Origin of the sequence: Paracoccus sanguinis (assembly GCF_012689545.1) — a bacterium.
Lineage (GTDB): Bacteria > Pseudomonadota > Alphaproteobacteria > Rhodobacterales > Rhodobacteraceae > Paracoccus > Paracoccus panacisoli.
Window position 1 is genome coordinate 2,068,066 of the sequence record NZ_CP051542.1, and the last position, 19,133, is coordinate 2,087,198.

General features: G+C 75.2%; 12 protein-coding genes. 3 read left to right on the forward strand and 9 right to left on the reverse strand.

Annotation, left to right across the window (positions count from 1 at the left end; genetic code table 11):
• Positions 1–60 precede the first annotated feature (60 nt).
• The 5 genes from trxA to HGN31_RS09920 all read right to left on the reverse strand — a co-directional run bounded on the left by trxA (position 61) and on the right by HGN31_RS09920 (position 10,185).
• Complete coding sequence (gene trxA, locus HGN31_RS09895) at positions 61–381, reverse strand: thioredoxin (protein ID WP_036703072.1); 321 nt, start codon at positions 379–381, stop codon at positions 61–63.
• Between the two features lie 61 nt (positions 382–442).
• Positions 443–3,970 carry a double-strand break repair helicase AddA gene (addA, locus tag HGN31_RS09900; protein ID WP_168783067.1) on the reverse strand — a complete coding sequence of 1,176 codons (3,528 nt, stop codon included), beginning with the start codon at positions 3,968–3,970 and terminating at the stop codon, positions 443–445.
• Positions 3,963–6,941 carry a double-strand break repair protein AddB gene (gene addB / locus HGN31_RS09905; protein WP_168783068.1) on the reverse strand — a complete coding sequence of 993 codons (2,979 nt, stop codon included), beginning with the start codon at positions 6,939–6,941 and terminating at the stop codon, positions 3,963–3,965. Before addB ends, addA begins: the two co-directional genes overlap by 8 nt.
• Complete coding sequence (tsaE, locus tag HGN31_RS16720) at positions 6,941–9,082, reverse strand: tRNA (adenosine(37)-N6)-threonylcarbamoyltransferase complex ATPase subunit type 1 TsaE (RefSeq protein ID WP_342355765.1); 2,142 nt, start codon at positions 9,080–9,082, stop codon at positions 6,941–6,943. Before tsaE ends, addB begins: the two co-directional genes overlap by 1 nt.
• 236 nt (positions 9,083–9,318) lie before the next feature.
• Entirely contained in the window at positions 9,319–10,185 is an 867-nt protein-coding gene (locus HGN31_RS09920) for an IclR family transcriptional regulator (RefSeq protein WP_168783069.1), read from the reverse strand.
• Positions 10,186–10,322: 137 nt separating this feature from the next.
• Here HGN31_RS09920 and HGN31_RS09925 point away from each other — a divergent pair, with 137 nt between their 5' ends.
• Positions 10,323–11,807, forward strand: a complete 1,485-nt coding sequence (locus HGN31_RS09925; RefSeq protein WP_168783070.1) for a nucleobase:cation symporter-2 family protein — start codon at positions 10,323–10,325, stop codon at positions 11,805–11,807.
• A gap of 33 nt (positions 11,808–11,840) precedes the next feature.
• On the opposite strand, the gene chrA is transcribed toward HGN31_RS09925, so the two are convergent.
• From chrA to HGN31_RS09945, 4 genes are all read right to left on the reverse strand, one after another.
• Positions 11,841–13,151, reverse strand: coding sequence for a chromate efflux transporter (gene chrA, locus HGN31_RS09930; protein ID WP_168783071.1), 1,311 nt, complete (start codon positions 13,149–13,151; stop codon positions 11,841–11,843).
• A 529-nt stretch (positions 13,152–13,680) separates the two neighbouring features.
• Entirely contained in the window at positions 13,681–14,649 is a 969-nt protein-coding gene (locus HGN31_RS09935) for an NAD(P)H-dependent flavin oxidoreductase (RefSeq protein WP_168783072.1), read from the reverse strand.
• An 85-nt stretch (positions 14,650–14,734) separates the two neighbouring features.
• On the reverse strand, positions 14,735–15,790 hold the full coding sequence (locus tag HGN31_RS09940) for an aldo/keto reductase (protein ID WP_168783073.1): 1,056 nt from the start codon (positions 15,788–15,790) through the stop codon (positions 14,735–14,737).
• Between the two features lie 65 nt (positions 15,791–15,855).
• Positions 15,856–16,647 (reverse strand): quinoprotein dehydrogenase-associated SoxYZ-like carrier, encoded by a 792-nt coding sequence (locus HGN31_RS09945; protein WP_168783074.1) that lies wholly within the window; start codon positions 16,645–16,647, stop codon positions 15,856–15,858.
• Positions 16,648–16,830: 183 nt separating this feature from the next.
• Here HGN31_RS09945 and HGN31_RS09950 point away from each other — a divergent pair, with 183 nt between their 5' ends.
• Together HGN31_RS09950 and HGN31_RS09955 are read left to right on the forward strand one after the other, a co-directional pair.
• Positions 16,831–17,886, forward strand: coding sequence for a quinoprotein relay system zinc metallohydrolase 2 (locus HGN31_RS09950; RefSeq protein ID WP_168783075.1), 1,056 nt, complete (start codon positions 16,831–16,833; stop codon positions 17,884–17,886).
• 37 nt (positions 17,887–17,923) lie between these two features.
• Positions 17,924–19,054, forward strand: coding sequence for a GAF domain-containing protein (locus tag HGN31_RS09955; protein WP_168783076.1), 1,131 nt, complete (start codon positions 17,924–17,926; stop codon positions 19,052–19,054).
• The last annotated feature ends 79 nt before the right edge of the window (positions 19,055–19,133 follow it).

A 19,133-nucleotide genomic window follows, 5' to 3' on the forward strand; every position in this document is an offset into this window, starting at 1 on the left:
CCGCAACGAAGAACGGCGCCGCCCGGGGGGCAGCGCCGTCCTGTCACGTCGCGGGGACGGTCAGAGGCTCTCGTCGATCCACGACTTGAGCGCCGCCTTGGGCGCCGCGCCCATGCGGTTCGAGACGACCTTGCCGTCCTTGAACATGAAGAGCGCCGGGATGCCGCGGACGCCCAGCGTCGCGGGCGTGTCCGGGTTCTCGTCCACGTTCACCTTCACGATCTTGATCTTGCCGGCATATTCCTCGGAGAGTTCTTCCAGTGAGGGGCCGATCTGGCGGCAGGGGCCGCACCATTCGGCCCAGAAGTCCACCATCACGGGGACGTCGGACTGACGGACGACGCTGTCGAAATCGGCGTCGGAGGCTTTCATCGTGGCCATCGGGGTCTCCTTCATGGCGCGGGTTCGGTTGTTCCAGAGCTATGAAGCCAGCCCCCCGGGGTCAAGGCGCGGCGTCGGGGGCCAGCTCGGCGAGCGCCCGTGCCCAAGCTGCGTCCAGCGTCGCGTCGGGCAGCGGCATCAGGGTCCGGGTCCGGGTCCACAGGATCGCCGTCTCCACCCGCCGGCCGGGCCAGATCGCCCGCAGCGCGTGGCGATAGGCGGCCATCTGACGCAGGTAGCCTTCGGGCGTCGCAGCGGCGTCAGTGGGCACCGCGGCGTTCGACTTGTAGTCGATGGCGGTGATCCCCTCGGGCGCGACGATCAGCCGGTCGATGGCGCCCGAAAGCCGCAGCCCGCCTGTCAGCGGTGCCGACAGCGCCACCTCGCGCAGCACCGTGGCGCCGGGTGGCGGGGCGAAGAGCCCGGCCAGCGCCTCGGCGCCGCGGATCTCGGCCAGCTCGGCCAGCAGCGCGTCGAGCTCGGGCGCGGTCGGCAGCCCGTCCTCGGTCCCGGCCAGCAGCGTCCTCGCACGGTCGGGCCAGTCGGCGGGGTCGAGGTCGGGCAGGTGCTCGAGCAGCAGGTGCAGCCGCGTCCCCGCCAGCAGCGCCGCGGCCCGGTCGCCCGGCCCCACGGCCCCCGCGGCGATCTTGTCGCCGCCGAGGCTCGTCGCCGCGACCGGGCGCGGCGGGCGGGCCACGGCCGGGGCCTCGCGCCGCAGGCAGTCGGGCAGGGGCGGGGGCGGGGGCGCATCGCCCCTGCCGGCCGCCGCCGCGGCCACCGGCCAGTCGCCGAAGGCCAGCCGCCGGGTGGTGCCGCCGTGCCCGTCGTCCAGCGTCTGGGCGTCGAGGCCGGGCTGGCGCGCGCGGTCGAACCCGTCCGAGACCATCGCATACCAGCTTTCGGTCCCCACCCCCGTCTCGCCCGCAGCAGCCACGATCAGCCAGCTTTCCGCGCGCGTCAGCGCGACATACAGGAGCCGCCGCCGCTCTTCCTCGGACCGGCGCGCGTCGCGGTCGATCCACCCGCGCACGTCCTCGGTCTGCATGGGTTTCGCCGCCCGCCAATGCGCGGGCGGGCCGCTGTCGGGCAGGATCGTCGGCGGGGTCTGGCCGGGGCCGCCGCGCCTGGCGGTCTCGGGCAGGATCACCACCGGGCTTTCCAACCCCTTGGCCCCGTGCACCGTCATCACCCGGATCACCCCCTCGCCCTCGGACGCGCTGTCGGGCTGGCGGCGCAGCTCGGCCTCGTCATCGGCAAGCCACGCAAGGAACCCGGTCAGCGAGGGCGCCTCGGTCGTCTCGTAGGTCAGGGCCTGCGCCATCAGCGCGTCGATCCCGTCCTCGGCCTCGGGGCCGAGCCGGCCGATCAGCCGCGCCCGCCCGCGGTGCCGGATCAGCAGCCGCGAGATCAGGTCATGGGGGCGCATGAAGTCGGCGTGGCGCTGCAGATCCTCGAGGATCGCCATCGCCTCGCGGTGCGGCGAGGCCCTGAGCGCCGCGATCAGCAGCCCCTTGCGCGGCGCGGCGAGGCGGTAGAGCGCGTCCTCGCTGAGCCCGAAGAGCGGCGAGCGCAGCGCCGCGGCCAGCGACAGATCGTCCTCGGGCAGCGCGAGGACCGAGAGCACCGCCCGGATGTCGCGCACCGCCAGCTCGGCCCCGAGCCGCAGCCGGTCGGCCCCGGCCACCGGCAGCTCGGCCTTCTTCAGCGCCCGGATCAGGTGGTGGAACAGCCCCTTGCGGCGCTGCACGAGGATCAGGATGTCGCCCGGCCTGATCGGCCGCGGCTCGTCCTTGCCGCGCGGCAGGATGGGCGTGCCGATCATCGCCTTGGTGGCCGCCGCCACCCGCTCGGCCAGCACGGTGGCCGCGGCATTGGGCGCCGGCTGGTCCACCGGCTCGTGCCACGGACCCGGCTCGGGCTTCTGCGGCTCGGGCACCGGCGCCCACAGGTCCACCCGCCCCGGCATCCGGTCGCGGAAGGCGATGTGGTGCGGCGGCAGCTCGCCCAGCCCCTCGCCGGCCGGCCCCTCGAACACCGCATCGGTCAGCGCGAGGATCGCCGGGGACGAGCGGAACGAGTGCAGCAGCGCCGCGTCCTGCATCGGCTGGCCGGCGGCGTCGAAGGCGGCCTTGAACTGGCGGCGGCGGTCCTCGAACACCGCGATGTCGGCGCCCTGGAACGAGAAGATCGACTGCTTCGGGTCGCCCACCACGAACAGCGTGCGGGGCCGGTCGTGGGCGCCCTCGCCGGCGGTGAACTCGGTCGTCAGCCGCTCGATCACCCGCCATTGCGCGGGCGAGGTGTCCTGCGCCTCGTCCACCAGGATGTGGTCGATCCCGCCGTCCAGCCGGAACAGCACCCACTGCGCCATCGCCGCATCCTCGAGGAGGCGCGCGGTGCGCAGGATCAGGTCGTCGAAGTCGAGCCACCCCCCGGCCCGCCGCGCCGCCGCATAGCGGGCGCAGAAGGCGTGGCCGAAGCGCTGCAAAGCCAGCGTGCGGGTGGCGTGGGCAAGCGCCAGCCGCCGGGGCCGGGTCGCCTCGACCCGCGACATCAGCTCTTCGATCTGGTCCACGAACGGCGCGCAGGGGCCGCTGCGCAGCGCCTTGGTCGGCCAGCCGCCGAGCTTGGCGGAAAACGGCGCCTTGGCGCCCTCGCCGTTGAGCAGCACCCGCTCCAGCACCTCGAGCGCGCCGAGGTCGGGCTGCGTCCAGTCGGCGCCGCGCAGGTGGGCGGCGGATTTCTGGTCGTTCGCGCTGCTCGCCTCGAGCAGCGGGATCAGCGCCGGGATCAGCGTCGCCTCGCCCCCGTCGAGGCAGTCGGCGAGCAGCGCGGCCTCGTCGAACCCCGGCGGCAGGCCGCAGCCGGCCCACAGCGTGTCGGCGCAGGGCGCGGCGTCATGGTCGCGCAGCGTGGCGAGGAACCCGTCCAGCCGGTCCTCGGTCAGCAGCGACATCAGGTCCGCCATCTCGGGCGCGCCCTCGCGGGCCATCGCCTCGATCACCTCGGCGCGCAGGTTGGCCGCGGTGCGCTCGTCCAGCTCGGCGAAGCCGTGCGGCACCCCGGCCTCGAGCGGAAAGCGCCGCAGGACGCCGGCGCAGAAGCTGTGGATGGTCTGGACCTTGAGGCCCCCCGGCGCCTCGATCGCCTGCGCAAACAGCCGCCGCGCGGCGGCGAGGTCGGCCGCGGGGCCCACCCCCATTGCCGCAAGCTGCGCGGTGAGGGTGGCGTCGTCCAGCATTGCCCACTCGCCCAGCCGGCCGAGCAGGCGGTTCTGCATCTCGGTCGCGGCGGCCTTGGTGTAGGTCAGGCACAGGATGCGCTCGGGCGGGGTGCCGTCCAGCAGCAGCCGCGCCACCCGGTCAGTCAGCACGCTGGTCTTGCCCGAGCCGGCGTTGGCGGTCAGCCACGTGGACCGCTCGGGGTCCGCGGCCCGGTGCTGGTTGCGGGTGGCGTCGTCGGGGGCTTTGGGGGGTTCGGAAGGGGTTTCCGAATCCGGCGTGCCGCCCTGATCCGGCGTCGGGCCGCCATCCTCGCGCTTGCCCTTGTCCGGTTCGGTCGGATCCTCCGGGGGTGTCGGATCAGTCACGGCCCACCTCGATCACCGTTGCGGGGTCGGCGTCGGACCACTCGCCATAGCGGCTCAGGTGGTCGTAATCCGAGCCATCGGTCGTCCGCTCCATCGCCCGCCGGGCCGCGAAGCCGTGCGCGCCCGACAGATAGGCGCCGATCAGCGTCACGAAATCGTCCCACGTCCCGGTCAGGTCGTCGCCCCAGCCGAGCGAGGTCGTCTCGCCCTTGCCGCCCAGCCGGATGTAGCGCAGGTCCGCCACCTCGAGCGGCTCGCCCCCGATCGCCCCGCGCTCGGCCATCGCCGCCTCGAGCGGCAGTTGCTTGTCGAACGCCTTGACCTGTCTCGCGGTCGGCGGCGTGCCGGACTTGTAGTCGTAGATCACCACCCGCCCGTCGTTCAGCCGGTCGATGCGGTCGGGGCGGGCGGTCAGCGTGAAGCCGGTCCCCGCGAGCGGCAGCCGGTGCCCGGTCTCGACCACCATCGGCGCGCCTTCGGCCAGCCGCTCGGCCTCGGCCCGCGCCAGCGCCGGGGCGATCCCGGCGATGCGGGCGCGCCAGAACATCCGCACCGCGGGCCAGGGCACCTGGGCCGCCAGCACCTCGTCGGCCGCGGCGAGCAGCCGCGCGGCCAGGAACTCGGGGCTGTCGCCCGCGGCCGGGGCCGGGGTCAGGAAGCGGCGGATGATGTCGTGCAGCACGTTGCCGCGCTCGGCCGCGTCGGGCAGCGGCCTGAGCGGGTCGAGCGCGCGCAGCCGCAGCACCCGGGCCGCGTAGATCGCATACGGGTCGCGGATCAGCCGCGAGACGGCGGTGACCGAGAGTTCGCTCAGCGCCGGGGCGGGCGGGCGCGGCGCGGGGCGGGGGGCGGCGGGGGCCTGATCCGCAGGCCCGGGCGCCGCCAGCGCCGCGGCGTGGGCCAGCCACACGTCGCCCCGCGCCCGCATCGCCTTGAGCGCCGCCTTGCCGTCCTGCGCGGGCAGCCCGGCCACGAGGTTCACAAGCCGGTTCAGCCAGCGGGCCGGGATCGTCTCGGCCTCGTCGCTGCGCCGGGCGCGGGTCAGCATCACCTCGGGCCCCGCCACCGCGATCTGGAAATCATGCGCCGACAGACCGATCCGCCGCTCGGGCAGCGGCAGCCCCGCCTGCCGCCGCATCGGCCGGCTGAGCCACGGATCGGGGTCGAGCGCCTGCGGCCAGCCGCCCTCGTTCAGCCCGCCGAGAATCACCAGCCCGCCCGGCTGGGCGCCGACCTCGGTCCGGGCCTCGCGCGGGCCGCGGATGCGGACCAGCGGGTGCGAGTCGGCGTCGGCGCGCACCGCCTGCGCCTGCAGCTCCTGCACCAGCAGCTCGGCAAAGTCGCGGGCCGAGCTTTCGGGGCCGCGCGGGGCGTGGGCGGCGATGTGGTCGAGGACGGCGCGCGCCTTGTCGCCCGCCCGCTCGGCATAGAGCGCCGAGGCCTCCGCCTCGCCCCCGGCGCCTGCGGCCCACAGCTCGGCCAGCCGGCGGTGGCGGGCGGCGCGATCGGCCAGCGGCAGCGGGCCGGGGTCGGCGATCAGCGGCAGGGTCGCGTCGATCAGCGCCGCGACCCCCTCGGCCCAGGCCGCGCGCCCGGGGGCGGGGCGGCCCCGGCGCGAGGCCGCGCCGAACCGGCGCAGCGCCGCGGCGTCGGGGAAGGGGGGGCCGTTGCGGCGCAGGAACAGCTCGAGTTCCCGGGTGTGCAGCAGATGCGCCCGCCGCGCCCGCCGCCGCGCGGTGGCGCTGTCGCCCTGTCCGGTCGCGGTCAGCGGATGCTTGAGCAGCACCAGCAGCGGCGCGATCTCGAAGGGCGCGAGCGGCAGTTCGGCGATGTGGCGCAGGAACAGCCCCGCCGCGGTCAGCGGCAGCGGCGCCCCGGCGCTGTCGTCGGGGCGGATGCCCCAGCGGTCCAGTTGCGCCGTCACCCGCCGGGTCAGGTTGCGGTCGGCGGCGATCAGCGTGACCGGGCGGGCGTCCTCGATCGTGGCGCGGATCAGCGCGGCGATGGCCGCGGCCTCGGCGGCGGGCTGGTCGGCCTCGATCAGCCCCAGCCCTTCGGTCGCCGCCAGCAGCGGCCCGAGCGAGGGCCCCTCGGCGATCCAGCGGTCGGTCACCGGCGCCGGGCGCAGCGCAAGGCTGACGAGGCGGTTGCGGGCCGGGGCCGGCGGCGCGGCATCGGTCCAGGGCTGCGGCGGCCCCAGCGCCTCGATCAGCGCGGCCAGCCGGGCCTGCGGGTGGTCCTCGTCCCCCGCGGCGAGGCGGGCCAGAAGCTCGGGCGGCGTGTGGGCGTCGTGGCCGGGCAGGATCACCGCGCCCTCGGGCAGATGCGCCACCGCCTCCATGAACAGCCGCGTGGCCCCGTGCGAGCCGGTCGAGCCCGCGACGATCACCGGCCCCGCGGGCAGGTTCCGGCCCGCGGCCCAGTCGTCGGCGAGCGTCCGCGCGGCCCGGTACTGCAGCGCCTCGCGGTCGGGGGCGTCGTCGCCGAGATGGAACCCCGCGGCGATCCGCAGGAAGGCCAGCGCCCGCTGCCAATGCGCCGCATGGGCGCCCGCGTCGATCGTCTCGAGCGCCTCGGGCCCCAGCCCCTCGGCCTGCATCTCGGCCATCAGCCCGGCGAGCGAGCGGGTCAGCGCCGGCACCGACTGGCCCCAGTCCTGCGCCGCCGTGCCGCCCGCGGCCAGCGCCGCCGCGACCAGCCGCGACAGCTCGAGCCGGCGGGCGAGCGGCGCCTCGGGCGAAGGCAACCCGGCGCCGGTCCCGAGTTCCGCGATCAGCCGCAGCCGCGGCAGAAGGGCCGCCCCGCCACGGTGGAACGCCGCCTCGATGGCGCGCAGCGTCTGGCCCGAGTTGCAGTGGATCGTGACCGAGGCCATCGCCTCGGGCGGGCGGTCCGCCATGCGCTCGCGCAGGCCGCGCACGACCTCGCCCGCGAAGTCCACGCCGGGGGGCAGGGCGTAGAGGCCGCGCATCAGGTCCGCCCCTCACGCATCGCCTCGGCCAGCATCCCCTCGGCCAGCGGGATGCAGTCCGGCCGCCCGACGTCGCACCAGTCGCCGGGGTGAATGAGGCCGTAAGCGCCGCCCGCCGCGATCATCGCGTCCCAGATCAGGTTGAGCGAGAACACCTCGGCCGCCACCCCCGCCAGCCGGTCGGTGGCGATGACCTGCGCCCCGCCGTAGACGAGCGGCCCGCCGCGGCGGAGGCGGCCCCGCGCGTCGAGCGAGAAGTCGCCCGGGCCGACCCGCCCGCGGGTGCGCGCGGCGGGGACGAGCATCAGCAGCGCCTCCATCCGGTCCCAGTCCCAGCCGGCGCGCAGCGCGGACAGCGGGTTCGGCCCGCGCCAGATCACGTCGGGGTTCATGGTCAGCACCGGCCCCGGCCCGAGCCGCGGCAGCGCGTGGCGCAGCCCGCCGCCGGTCTCGCGCAGAAGGTCGGCCTCGTCCGAGATGACGACGCCCGGACGCCCGGCGAGGTGGCGGGCGATCTGCTCGCCGAGGTGATGGGTGTTGACCACCACCCGCGCCACCCCCGCCGCGGTGGCGAGGTCCAGCGCGTGGTCGAGCAGCGGTCGCCCGGCGACCGGGATCAGCGGCTTCGGCGTGTGGTCGGTCAGCGGCGCCATCCGCGTGCCCTTGCCGGCGGCGAACAGCATCAACGTGGTCGGCGCCTCGGCCGCGCGCCCGGTGCGGGCACGCAGCGCGACGATGACCTCGGGCGTGGGCGCGGGCACGCCGGCCACCGCCTCGGCCAGCGGCGCCAGCGCCGGGTGGGCGAGGTCGCGCGCCACCGCCGCCCAGACCCGCGGCATCAGGTCGAGGTAGCGCGGCTTGCCGTCGCGCAGCGCCAGCCGGGCGAAGATCCCCATGATCCGCAGCCCTCGCGCCGCACCCATCAGCGCATAGGCGGCGCGGAAGCGGTCGGGGTCATGCCCGGTCGCGGCGAGGTAGCGGTCGATCTGCCGCGCCTCGGTCGCGGGCGGGATGTCCCGGCGCGCGTCCTGCAGGGCCGAGGCGAGCTCATAGGCCGGGTGCGTCGCCACCGCGTCCTGAAAGTCGAGCAGCCCCAGCGGCCCGTCGCCCAGCCAGACGAGGTTCTCGGCATGGAAATCCCGCAGCGAGACGACCGGCGGGGTGTCGGCGGCCAGCCGGTCCCACAGCGCGGCGATGGCGGCGCCCGCCTCGGCCCCTGCGCCGGGGGCGCCGGCGGCCGGGGCGTACCACTCGGCCAGAAGCCCGACCTGCCCGGCCAGCGCCGCGCCGTCCAGCGGGGCCACGAAGTCGGGCGGGGCGTGGCGGTGCAGGTCCACGATCAGGTCGGTGACGCGGTCATAGAGCGCCTCGGCCGCCCCGGGGTCGCGGTCGAGCACCCGGGCGAGCAGGTCGTCGCCCAGATCCTCGAGCAGCGCGAAGCCCTGTGCGGGGTCGGCGGCCAGCACCGCGGGGGCGGCAAAGCCCCGGTCGCGCAGCCAGTCGGTCATCTGAAGATAGCGCGGCAGCTGCCCGCCGGGGTCGTCCATCAGGACGGCGGTGCCCTCGGGCGCCGTCAGCCGCGCATAGCTGCGGGCCGAAGCGTCCCCGGCCAGCGGCGCCACCCGCGCCTCGGCCCAGCCGGCGGCGTGGACGATCCGCGCCGCCGCGGCAAGGCGCGCCACCCAACCCCAGCGCGCGGGATCGCCGCTCAGCGTGATGCGCCGCAGGTCGGGGTCGGTGGCGGACAGCGCGACCCGCAGCGCGCCGGCGGGCGGGGCGCCCATCCGCTCGGGCCACTCGATCAGCGTGATCGCCTCGGGCATCGCATCCTCGAGCCCCAGCTCGAACAGCTCGGCGGGATCAATGAGGCGGTAGAGGTCGGCGTGCCAGAGCTCGGTCCCGCCCGCGTCGAGGTAGGTCTGGACGAGAGTGAAGGTCGGGCTCGGCACATCCTCGGCCGCGTCGCCCTGTCGGGCGCGGATCAGGGCGCGGGCGAAATGGGTCTTGCCGGCCCCCACCGGCCCGTCGAGCAGCAGCGTGTCGCCCGGCGCCAGCCGCGGCGCGAGCATCCGCGCAAGGCCGGCGGTCAGGGCCGCGTCGGCGGCCTCGATCGTGGCGAGAGGGGCGGGAGGGCTGGTCATCGCCGCGACCCTAGCGGCACGGCGCGGCCGGTGGAAGGGCGGGACGGGAGGGGGCGGGGTGGTGGCTCGGGCGGGGGCGCCCGCCGCAGGATGGCGCGGCGGCCGCGGGTTGCCCGCCGACGCAGCGGGGACGGCTCCCCTTTGAGAACGAGCGCCGTGCTGGGCCAGGCTGACGGGCGTGAGCCCTCGCGCGTGAGGCCGTCCAAACCCCACCATTTCCACGGCGGGACGGCCCCTCACCGCCCCCCGAGCGCTGCCCCCAGCGCGGCGGCGGCGGCGGCGATGGTGGGACCGAGGGCCTCGATGCGGCGCGCGTCCAGCCGCAGCGACGGGCCGGCGAGCGTCAGCGCCGCGACCGGGTCGCCCAAGCCCGCGAAGACCGGCGCCGCGACCGCCGACTGGCCCGGCACCGACTCGTCTCGCTCGGACAGCCAACCGGCGTGGCGCAGGGTGGCGAGGTCGGCGGTGAGCGCGCCCTGATCGGTCAGGCTCTGCGGCGTCAGCGCCGGCAGGGGGCCGGCGCCCAGCAGCGCCTCGACCCGGGCGAGCGGCAGATGCGCGATCAGCGCCTTGCCCGCGGCGCTCGCGTGCAGGGGCAGGCGGGTGCCGGGGGCCAGCACCACCCGCAGCGTGGCGGGGCCGGCGGCCTCGGCCACGACCAGCGCCGCGTCGGCGTCGGGAACGGCGAGCGCGGCGGTCTCGCCGCTTTCGGCGGCCAGCCGGTCCAGCGCCGGGCGGGCGCGCTCGGCCAGCCCGCCGCGGCGCAGGAAGGCCGCGCCCAGCCGCACCGCGCCGGGACCGATCGACCAGCCCTGCGTCGCCGGGTCGGCCTCGACCAGCCGCCGCGCGGCCAGCGCGCCCAGCAGCCGGTGCGTGGTCGAGGGCGCGAGCCCGAGCTGGCGGGCGATGTCCGAGAGCGGCAGCCCGTCACGGGCCGCCAGCGCGTCGAGGATCGCCAGCGCCCGGTCCACCACGGCCGAGCCGCCCGCGGGCTCTTCGGCCGGCGTCTTGCGCGGGCGGCCGGTGCGGGCCGGCGGCTTGGCCGCAGGGGTCGAGGGGGTGTTGTCGGACGGCGGGGGCACGGGGCGGCGGGGGTCGGTCATGGCGCGGGCAGGCTGGCGCAATCCCGGGCAGGGTGCAATCCGCATGGTGGAAAGCCGCGCGATTTGGCTTGGCGCAGCCGATCCGCCAGCGCAGCCTCGGCCCGAGCGGCCGCAGAGCCGTGAACCGAGGGAGACCGATGACCGACCTGACCCATTCCCGTGGCACGCTCGACCCTGTCGAGGCCGTGCCGCCCGCCCCGCGGCTCTTTGCGCTGGGGCTTCAGCATGTGCTGGTGATGTATGCGGGCGCCATCGCCGTTCCGCTGATCGTCGGCCGGGCGCTGAAGCTCTCGCCCGAGGACGTGGCGTTCCTGATCTCGGCTGACCTGTTCGTCTGCGGCATCGCCTCGATCATCCAGTCGATGGGCGCGGGCGCGTGGCTCGGCGTGCGGCTGCCGGTGATGATGGGCGTGACCTTCGCCGCGGTCGGGCCGATGGTCGCCATCGCCAACGAGACCCCGGGCGAGATCGGGGCGCGGGCGCTCTTCGGCGCGGTGATCGGGGCGGGGATCGTGGCGGTGCTGCTGGCGCCCTTGGTCAGCCGGATGCTGCGGTTCTTCCCGCCGGTCGTCACCGGCACGGTGATCCTGACCATCGGGATCAGCCTGATGCCGATCGGGATCAACTGGATCTTCGGCCTGCAGCAGGGGCCGACGGCGCCGAAGCTGGTCGATCCGGCGATGCAGGCGTGGCTGGATGCGCAGGTTGCCGCGGGCGGCGTGCCGCTGGGGACGAAGATCGCCGCCAGCGTGCCGAACCCGCTTTACGCCGCGCCCCGCAACTTCCTGATCGCCGGGGTGGTGCTGGCCACGATCCTGCTGATCGCCCGCTTCGGGCGCGGCTTCCTGTCCAACATCGCGGTGCTGATCGGGATCGTGGTGGGCGGGCTCCTCGCCGCGTCGATGGGGATGATGCATTTCGAGAAGGTCGCGGCGGCCGCCTGGTTCGCGCCGATCCGGCCCTTCCACTTCGGGATGCCGACCTTCGACCCGGTGATGATCCTGACCATGACGCTGGTCATGATCGTGGTGATGATCGAATCGACGGGGATGTTCCTCGCGCTCGGCGACATGGTCGGGCACCGGATCAGCCAGCCGCGGCTGGCGGCGGGGCTGCGGGCGGACGGCGTCGGCACGATCCTCGGCGGGGTGTTCAACACCTTCCCCTACACCTCGTTCTCGCAAAACGTGGGGCTGGTGGGCGTGACCGGCGTGCGCTCGCGCTTCGTCTGCGTGGCGGGCGGGGCAATCATGATCGTGCTGGGGCTGATCCCCAAGATGGGCGCGCTGGTCGAGGCGCTGCCGACGGTCGTGCTGGGCGGGGCCGGGCTGGTGATGTTCGGGATGGTGGCCGCGACCGGCGTGCGCATCCTCAGCCGCGTCGATTTCACCGCCAACCGGCACAACCTGTTCATCGTCGCCATCGCCATCGGCATGGGGATGATCCCGATGATCGCCGGCGACTTCGACCAGTGGCTGCCGCGCGGGACCCGGGTGCTGACCCACTCGGGCATCCTGCTTGCCGCGGTGTCGGCCGTGGTGCTCAACTGGTTCTTCAACGGCGCGAAGCCGGTGGACGAGGATGAGCTGCGCCGCGCCGGCGCTGCCGCCGACAGCCACTGAACCGACCGGGGGGGCCGCCGTCAGGGCGGCCCCTCAGGCGACCCCCGCCAGCCGCAGCGCCATCCCGGCCGCCGCGCACAGGGCCAGCACCGGCACCACGCCCCAGCGCAGCCCGAAGACCAGCACCAGCGCCACCCCCGACAGCGCCGCGGCCCACGGGTCGAGCCGCCCGCCCGGCATGACGAAGTGCCAGCCGAACCAGAGCGCGAGGTTGAGGATCACCCCCACCACCGCCGCCGTGATGGCGCCGAGCGCCGCGGCGAGGCCGGGGTTGTGGCGCAGCCGCTCGATGTGCGGGGCGCCGAGGAAGATGAAGGCAAAGCAGGGCGCGAAGGTCACCCAGGTCGTCAGCAGCCCGCCCAGCACCCCGGCCCCGACGCTGCCCCCCGTCTCGCGCCAGGCGGCGAGGAAGCCCACGAACTGCGTCACCATGATGAGCGGCCCGGGCGTCGTTTCGGCGAGCCCCAGTCCGTCGAGCATCTCGCCCGGCGTGACCCAGCCGTAGCGGGCCGAGGCCTCTTGCGCGACCCAGGCGAGGACCGCGTAGGCGCCGCCGAAGGTCAGCACCGCGAGCTTGGCGAAGAACGCCGCGATCTCGGCCCAGACGCTGCCGGGCAGCGCCAGCCACAGCGCCGCGACCGGGACGAGCCACAGCACCAGCGCCACCAGCCCCGCGCGGGTCGCCCCCGCCCCGGCGGGCGGCGCGGCCTCGCCCAGCACGGTGCCGGCGTCGGCGATGGTCCCCGCGGCGCCGTGCCCGGGCCCCGCGAGCCCCGCGACGCCCATCCGGCTGCCCGCCCAGCCGGCCAGCGCCGCGCTGAGGATGATGAGCGGGAAGGGCGCCCCCAGCCCCGCGATGGCGGCGAAGGCCACGGCCGCGAGGACCAGCCGCGCGGGCGAGGTCAGCGCCTTGGTCCCGATCCGCACCACCGCCTGCACCACGATGGCCAGCACCGCGGCCTTGAGGCCGAAGAACAGCCCCGCGACGAGCCCGGTCCCCCCCCACAGCACATAGACGACCGACAGCGCCATGATCGAGACCGCGCCGGGCAGGATGAACAACCCCCCCGCCACCAGCGCGCCGCGCACCCCGTGCATCAGCCAGCCGACATAGGTCGCGAGCTGCATCGCCTCGGGGCCGGGCAGCATCATGCAGAAGTTCAGCGCGTGCAGGAACCGCCCGTCCCCGAGCCAGCGCCGCTCGTCCACGAGGATACGGTGCATGACCGCGATCTGCCCCGCCGGCCCGCCGAAGGAGAGCGCGGCGATGCGTGCCCACACCCGCGTGGCCTCGGCGAGGGTGGGGTGCGGCGGGGTGGGGGCTGGGGTCTGCGAGGGGGTCATGGCGGGTCCGGGCATCTGCGCTGAGGGGTGTGTACCGCGCGCATGACGCCCGCGCGACAGCCGCGTGCGCGGCGGTGGGGTGACGTTGGGGTCGGGGTATGCGGATGGGTGCGGGTGGAGCGCGGCTGCGGAGAGCCGATTGGAGAGGGCTGCGCCACGCCCATCTGAGAGGCAGTAAACGAGCCCACCCCTCCCGCCCACAGTTGCCCGTCTGGTTGGCAGGCAAAGGGTGAGGGGATGCGCCCGTGTCCGAAGGGGTTGGAGCCGCGGTCGCTATCCGATCCGCGACAGCCCGCAATCGGGCGGCTGCGTGGGAGCGCCCCCGGTGGGGGGCGGCTCCGCTCCTTGTGCTAGGGAATCTCGACGCGGGAGTCTCGACCGGCAACCGGGCCTCGGCAGAAGCCCGTTTCGCCATGATGGACCTGATGGGCTTTCATCGGAGGCTCGGCCGCACCTCGTCAGCCCCGCGGGGCCGAGACGCCGCCGATCCGCGCGCGGCGCTCACCGCCCGCTCGTCAGCCCCCGCGCCTCACCCGGCGCAGAGCGCCTGCCGTGCCTCGGCGTATTCCGCCGCCAGCCGGTCCACCAGCGCGCCCGCCGGCGTCACCTCGTGGATCGCGCCGATGCCCTGGCCCGAGCCCCAGATCTGGCTCCACGCCTTGGCCTTGGCCGCGCCCTTGCCGAAGTCCATCGCCGAGGCGTCGGCCGAGCCGAGCGCGTCGGGGTCCATCCCCGCGGCCCGGATCGAGGGCTTCAGGTAGTTGCCGTGAATCCCGGTGAAGAGCGAGGAATAGACGATGTCCTCGGCCCCCGAATCGACGATCATCTGCTTGTAGGCGGCGTCGGCGTTGGCCTCGGCCGTGGCGATGAAGGGGCTGCCGATATAGGCGAGGTCCGCCCCCATCGCCTGCGCCGCGAGGATCGCGCGGCCGGTGGCGATGGCGCCCGACAGCAGCAGCGGGCCGTCGAAGAAGGACCGGATCTCCTGGATCAGGGCGAAGGGCGACAGGCCGCCGGCGTGCCCGCCCGCGCCCGCCGCCACCGCGATCAGGCCGTCGGCGCCCTTCTCCAGCGCCTTGCGGGCAAAGGTGGGGGTGATGACGTCGTGCAGGGTGATCCCGCCGCAGTCATGGGCGGCGGCGTTCACCTCGGGTCGGGCGCCGAGCGAGGTGATCCAGATCGGCACCTTGTGGCGGTGGCAGATCTCGATGTCGCGCTCGAGCCGGGCGTTCGAGCGGTGGACGATCTGGTTGACCGCGAAGGGCGCCGCCGGGCGGTCGGGGTTGGCCTGGTTGTGGCGGTCGAGTTCCTCGGCGATCCGGGTCAGCCAGGCGTCGAGCAGCGGCGGCTCGCCGTCCTTCTCACGCGCGTTCAGGGCCGGGAAGCTGCCGACGATCCCGGCCTTGCACTGGGCGATGACGAGGTCCGGCCCCGAGACGATGAACATCGGCGAGGCGATGGCGGGGACGCGCAGGTTCGACAGGATCGGCGGCAGCATGGGGTTCCTCCACGAATGTGGCGCGATGTTGCGGGGGCCGCGCGGCGGTGCAAGCCCGCCGCTGCGTCACCCCTCGCGCCCCCGCTCAGTAGGGCAGGGGGTGGGCGCGGTGGAAGCGGTCGATGGCGGCCAGCGCGTCGTCGTCGAGCGTCACCCCCAGCCCGGCGATCAGGTGGTCGAGCTGCGCCGGGGTGGTCGCCCCGATGATCGGGATCGCCGGGAACGGCCGCTGGCGGACGAACGCCACCGCGGCGTGGATCGGGTCGAGCCCGAGCCCGCGGGCCATCTCGACCCAGGCGTCGGCGGCGGTGAGCCCGCGTTCGGTCATCCGCCCGCCGAGGTTGCCCGGCCCGCCCTCGCGCTTGTCGGTCGCGGCGCGCGAGCGCTCGGGGATCGTCCCGCCCGCGTATTTCCCGGTCAAAAGCCCGGCGGCGAGCGGCGAATAGGCCAGCAGCGTGACGTCCTCTTTCTGCCCGACCTCGGCCATGTCGGTGTCATACATCCGGTAGAGCGGCCCGTATTCGTTCTGCACCGACACCACCCGCGGCCCGCCGGTGCGCTGGGCGGCGCCCAGCCACGCCATCGTGCCCCAGGCGGATTCGTTCGACAGGCCGAAGGCCCGCACCTTGCCCGCCGCCACCAGCTTGGCGAGTTCGGTCAGGATGGCGTCCATGTGATCCTCGACCCGCGCCTTCGAGCTGCCGCGGGGATCGAAGGTCCAGTTCTGCCGGAAGGCATAGCCGCCGCGCTTGGGCCAGTGCAGCTGGTAGAGGTCGATGCGGTCGGTCCCCAGCCGCTTGAGCGAGCCGTCCACCGCGTCGGCGATGTTGTCCGGCTCGAACCCCTTGCCGCCGCGGGAATGGCCGCCGTTCGGGCCGCTGATCTTGCTGGCGATCTGCACCCGGTCGCGGGCGCCGGGGCGGGCCGAGAGCCAGGCGCCGATCACCTCTTCGGTCCGGCCGTAGAAGGCGGCCTGCGGGGGCACGGGATACATCTCGGCGGTATCGAAGAAGCTGATGCCGGCGTCGAGCGCGCGGTCCATCTGGGCAAAGGCGTCGTCCCGGCCCGTGTCGCGCCCGAATGTCATCGTCCCGAGGCAGACGTCGCTCACCTCGATCGTGCCCAGTTTCCGCCTGTCCATCCAAGACCCCCGTTTCGCTCAAGGTGGCGACCCTGCCAGCCGGCCGGGCCGGGTGCAAGCGCGCCTCAGCCGCCCGAGCCGGGAAAGCTCGCGTCGAACTGGCGGTCCTCGGTGTCCTCGGCGTGGACGGTGACGGGTGCGCCGTCGGGGGTGTAGCCCAAGCGGAACACGGGGTTTTCGGAGATCGAGATGCCGCCCTCCATCTCCATCAGCAGCGCGTCGCCCTGCCGCACAGTGACGCTGCGGACGAACTCGGCCGGGATGTCGAGCAGGGTGAGCTGGTCGCGTTGCAGCCCCGAGAAGTTGGGGTGCCGGATCATCAGCTGCCCCATGGCGCGGTCGCCGGCGGGCTCGGACGTCCAGCGCATCGCGCCGATGTCCTTGCGGGCGTCCTCGCCCGACCGGCCCGCGGGGGCCGCGCAGCCGCCCGAGGCCTTGACGAAGCGCCCGGCCATGACCTGCCGCCCGTCCGCGAGCGTGGCGATGGCGCGCACGTCGGAATAGGCGTTGACCCTCACCCGCACCTCGAGGTCGAGGGGCGCGGTCGCGGGGCCGAGGGTGAACTCGGCCGCGACCGGGGCCGGGTTCTCGTCGATGACCAGCGCAAGGCGGGTGATCGCCGGCGCCCCCGGCGGCTGGGTGATCCGAATCGGCACCAGCGCCGGATTGTCGGCGCGCATCGGCGCGTCGAGGTCGAGCACGGCGGGATCGACCGGCGGCTCGGTCTCGGTGCCGATCACCGCCAGCCGCATCTCGTCCCAGGCGGGCGAGGGTTGCAGCGGGTTGTCGGCGGCGAGCGTCGGCCCGGCGCTGAGCGCGGCCACGGCGATCCAGCGGGCGATCTGCGATAGGGGCATCGGCGTGCCTCGCGCTTCATGGCGGTGGCGGAAAGCGTGACAGCCCGCGGCGCTGAAATCCATGCACAAGCCCGCGCGGGGGCCGCTTTGCCCGACCAAAGTCTGAGGTTCGCCCGTGCCCTGTGCCTCTGCGGCCGCGACGGCGCAGAGTGGGGCGCCGGACCTTGGGGAAGGGGGGTGGCGATGTTCGTCCTGATGCTGACCGCCTGTCTGGCCGCGGACCCCGCGGCCTGCGCCCCGCGGCTCTTGCCGCAGGGCAGCGCCGCCGAGGCCGCGGCGTGCCAGCAGGGCGCCGAGGCAGTCGCGGCGGCGTGGCTGGCCGCGCATCCCGACCTGACCGGGCAGGGCTGGACCTGCGCGCCACTGGCCGAGGCGCCGGCGCTCGAGCTGACCGAACTCGCGCCCGGCGTCCTGGTCCACCGCGGCGCGGATGCCGAGCTGTCGCCCGAGAACCGCGGCCGGATCGCCAATCTGGGCGTGGTCATCGGCGACGCACGGGTGGCGGTCATCGACCCCGGCGGCTCGCGCGAGGAGGCCGAGGCGCTTTACGCCGCGATCCGCGCCCGGACCGACCTGCCGATCGGGCCGGTGATCCTGACCCACATGCACCCCGACCACATCACCGGGGCCGGGCTGATGGCCGAGGCGGGGGGCGAGGTGACCGGCGACGCCCGCCTGCCCGCCGCGCTCGCCGCGCGGGCCGAGACCTGGCGCGAGACGATCCCGGCGCAGATCGGGGCGCTCGCCTGGGCGGGGACCGATCTGGTGGCGCCGACGCGGCTGGTGGCGGGGGCGGAGACGCTGGACCTCGGCGGGACGACGCTGACCCTGACGCCGGTGGCGACGGCCCACACCGACAGCGACATGACGGTGCGCGACAGCCGCTCGGGTGTGCTCTTCACGGGCGATCTGGTGTTTCGCGGGCTGACCCCGGTGGTGGACGGCTCGCTGAAGGGCTGGCTGGGGTGGCTCGATGCGCCGCCGCCCGAGGCGGCGCTCGTGGTGCCGGGGCACGGGCCGGTGGCGCCGACGCTGGCCGAGGCGGCGGCGGCCGAGACGGCCTATCTGCGCGCCCTGCGCGACGCGGTGCGGGCGGCGCTGGATGCCGGGCAGGGGCTCTCCGAGGCGCTGCCGGCGATCGGTGCCGCGATGGCCCCGGAGGCGCCCGGCTGGGCGGGGTTCGAGGCGACGACCGCACGCAACGCCGCGGCGGCCTATGCCGAGATGGAATGGGACTGACCGCCGCTATGATCGGACGGGAGGGGGAGAGCGAATCATGGCCACACGCCTGCCGCCACCACGGCGCGACGCCGGGACGCCCGTCCCGCTGACCGACCCGCTGACCGTCTCGGTCACGGGCGAGCAGCCGGGTCGGGGCGGCGCGCGGCCGCGCGGCCCCGTCACCCCGCGCCCCCACGCCGACCGGGTGATCGAGCGCACCCGCGCCAACGACGACCTGACCCCGCTCACCGCGAGTTGGCGGCGCTCGGCGCTGCGCCATGGGCTCGACCCCTCGGCGCCGTTGCGGCCCGAGCGGCTGGATGCGGCGGGGATCGCCCGGCGGCGCGAGGCGATGGGCGGCTTCCTGTCGGTCGCCGCGCCGCGGGTCGAACAGCTCTACGGGCTGGTGCGCGCCTCGGGATGCTCGGTCGTGCTGACCGATGCGGCGGGGATCATCCTCGACCGCCGGGTCTCGGCCGGGGATGCGGCGGTGTTCGACGGCTGGGACCTCGCCTGCGGGGCCGACTGGTCCGAGGCCGCGCAGGGCACCAACGGGGTCGGCACCTGCCTGGCCGAAGGGCGGCAGGTCATCATCCACCGCGACGAGCATTTCCTGTCCCGCAACACCGCGATGAGCTGCATCGACGCGCCGATCCACGGCCCCGACGGGGCGGTGATCGCGGCGCTGGACGTGAGTTCCGCGCGCGCCGACCAGACCGAGCAGATCAATGCGCTGATCGCCGCGATGGTGGCCCAGACCGCGCGCGCCATCGAGACGGCGTGGTTCCGCGCCGCCTTTCCCGGCGCCCGCATCGTCATGGCGGGCGAGGGGACCGAGGCGCTGGTCGCCGTGGACCGCGACGAGCTGGCCATCGGTGCCACCCGTGACGCCCGCCGGGCGCTGGGCCTGCCGCGCAGCGGGGCGCTGACCCCGCGCCCGCTCGCCGACCTGATCGGGCGCGAGGACGACCTGACGGGGCTCGAGCGCGCCGAGCGGGCGGCGCTGGCGCGGGCGCTGGCCCGCTCAGGCGGCAACGTCACCGCGGCGGCGCGGGCGCTGGGGGTGGGGCGGGCGACGCTCTATCGCAAGATGGCCCGGCTGGGCCTGGGCGGCGCGGGGCGCGAGGCCCCCGGCGCAGCCGGTGCTAACGGCGCCCCCGGTGCCCCGGCGGCGTCTCACGGGTGAGACAGTCGGCCCCGGCGATCCGCGGCCGCCCTGTTGACCGGCGGGGCCGCGCTCTCGCACCATGACCTCCATAGGCCCG

What these genes read in the sequence shown, in the direction of transcription:
- addB (WP_168783068.1), bottom strand. Translation starts at nt 6,941, where the DNA reads ATGCGCGGCCTCTACGCCCTGCCCCCCGGCGTGGACTTCGCGGGCGAG.
- chrA (WP_168783071.1), bottom strand. Translation starts at nt 13,151, where the DNA reads ATGACCCCCTCGCAGACCCCAGCCCCCACCCCGCCGCACCCCACCCTC.
- HGN31_RS09955 (WP_168783076.1), top strand. Translation starts at nt 17,924, where the DNA reads ATGGCCACACGCCTGCCGCCACCACGGCGCGACGCCGGGACGCCCGTC.
- HGN31_RS09925 (WP_168783070.1), top strand. Translation starts at nt 10,323, where the DNA reads ATGACCGACCTGACCCATTCCCGTGGCACGCTCGACCCTGTCGAGGCC.
- tsaE (WP_342355765.1), bottom strand. Translation starts at nt 9,082, where the DNA reads ATGACCAGCCCTCCCGCCCCTCTCGCCACGATCGAGGCCGCCGACGCG.
- HGN31_RS09920 (WP_168783069.1), bottom strand. Translation starts at nt 10,185, where the DNA reads ATGACCGACCCCCGCCGCCCCGTGCCCCCGCCGTCCGACAACACCCCC.
- HGN31_RS09940 (WP_168783073.1), bottom strand. Translation starts at nt 15,790, where the DNA reads ATGGACAGGCGGAAACTGGGCACGATCGAGGTGAGCGACGTCTGCCTC.
- HGN31_RS09935 (WP_168783072.1), bottom strand. Translation starts at nt 14,649, where the DNA reads ATGCTGCCGCCGATCCTGTCGAACCTGCGCGTCCCCGCCATCGCCTCG.
- HGN31_RS09950 (WP_168783075.1), top strand. Translation starts at nt 16,831, where the DNA reads ATGTTCGTCCTGATGCTGACCGCCTGTCTGGCCGCGGACCCCGCGGCC.
- HGN31_RS09945 (WP_168783074.1), bottom strand. Translation starts at nt 16,647, where the DNA reads ATGCCCCTATCGCAGATCGCCCGCTGGATCGCCGTGGCCGCGCTCAGC.
- trxA (WP_036703072.1), bottom strand. Translation starts at nt 381, where the DNA reads ATGGCCACGATGAAAGCCTCCGACGCCGATTTCGACAGCGTCGTCCGT.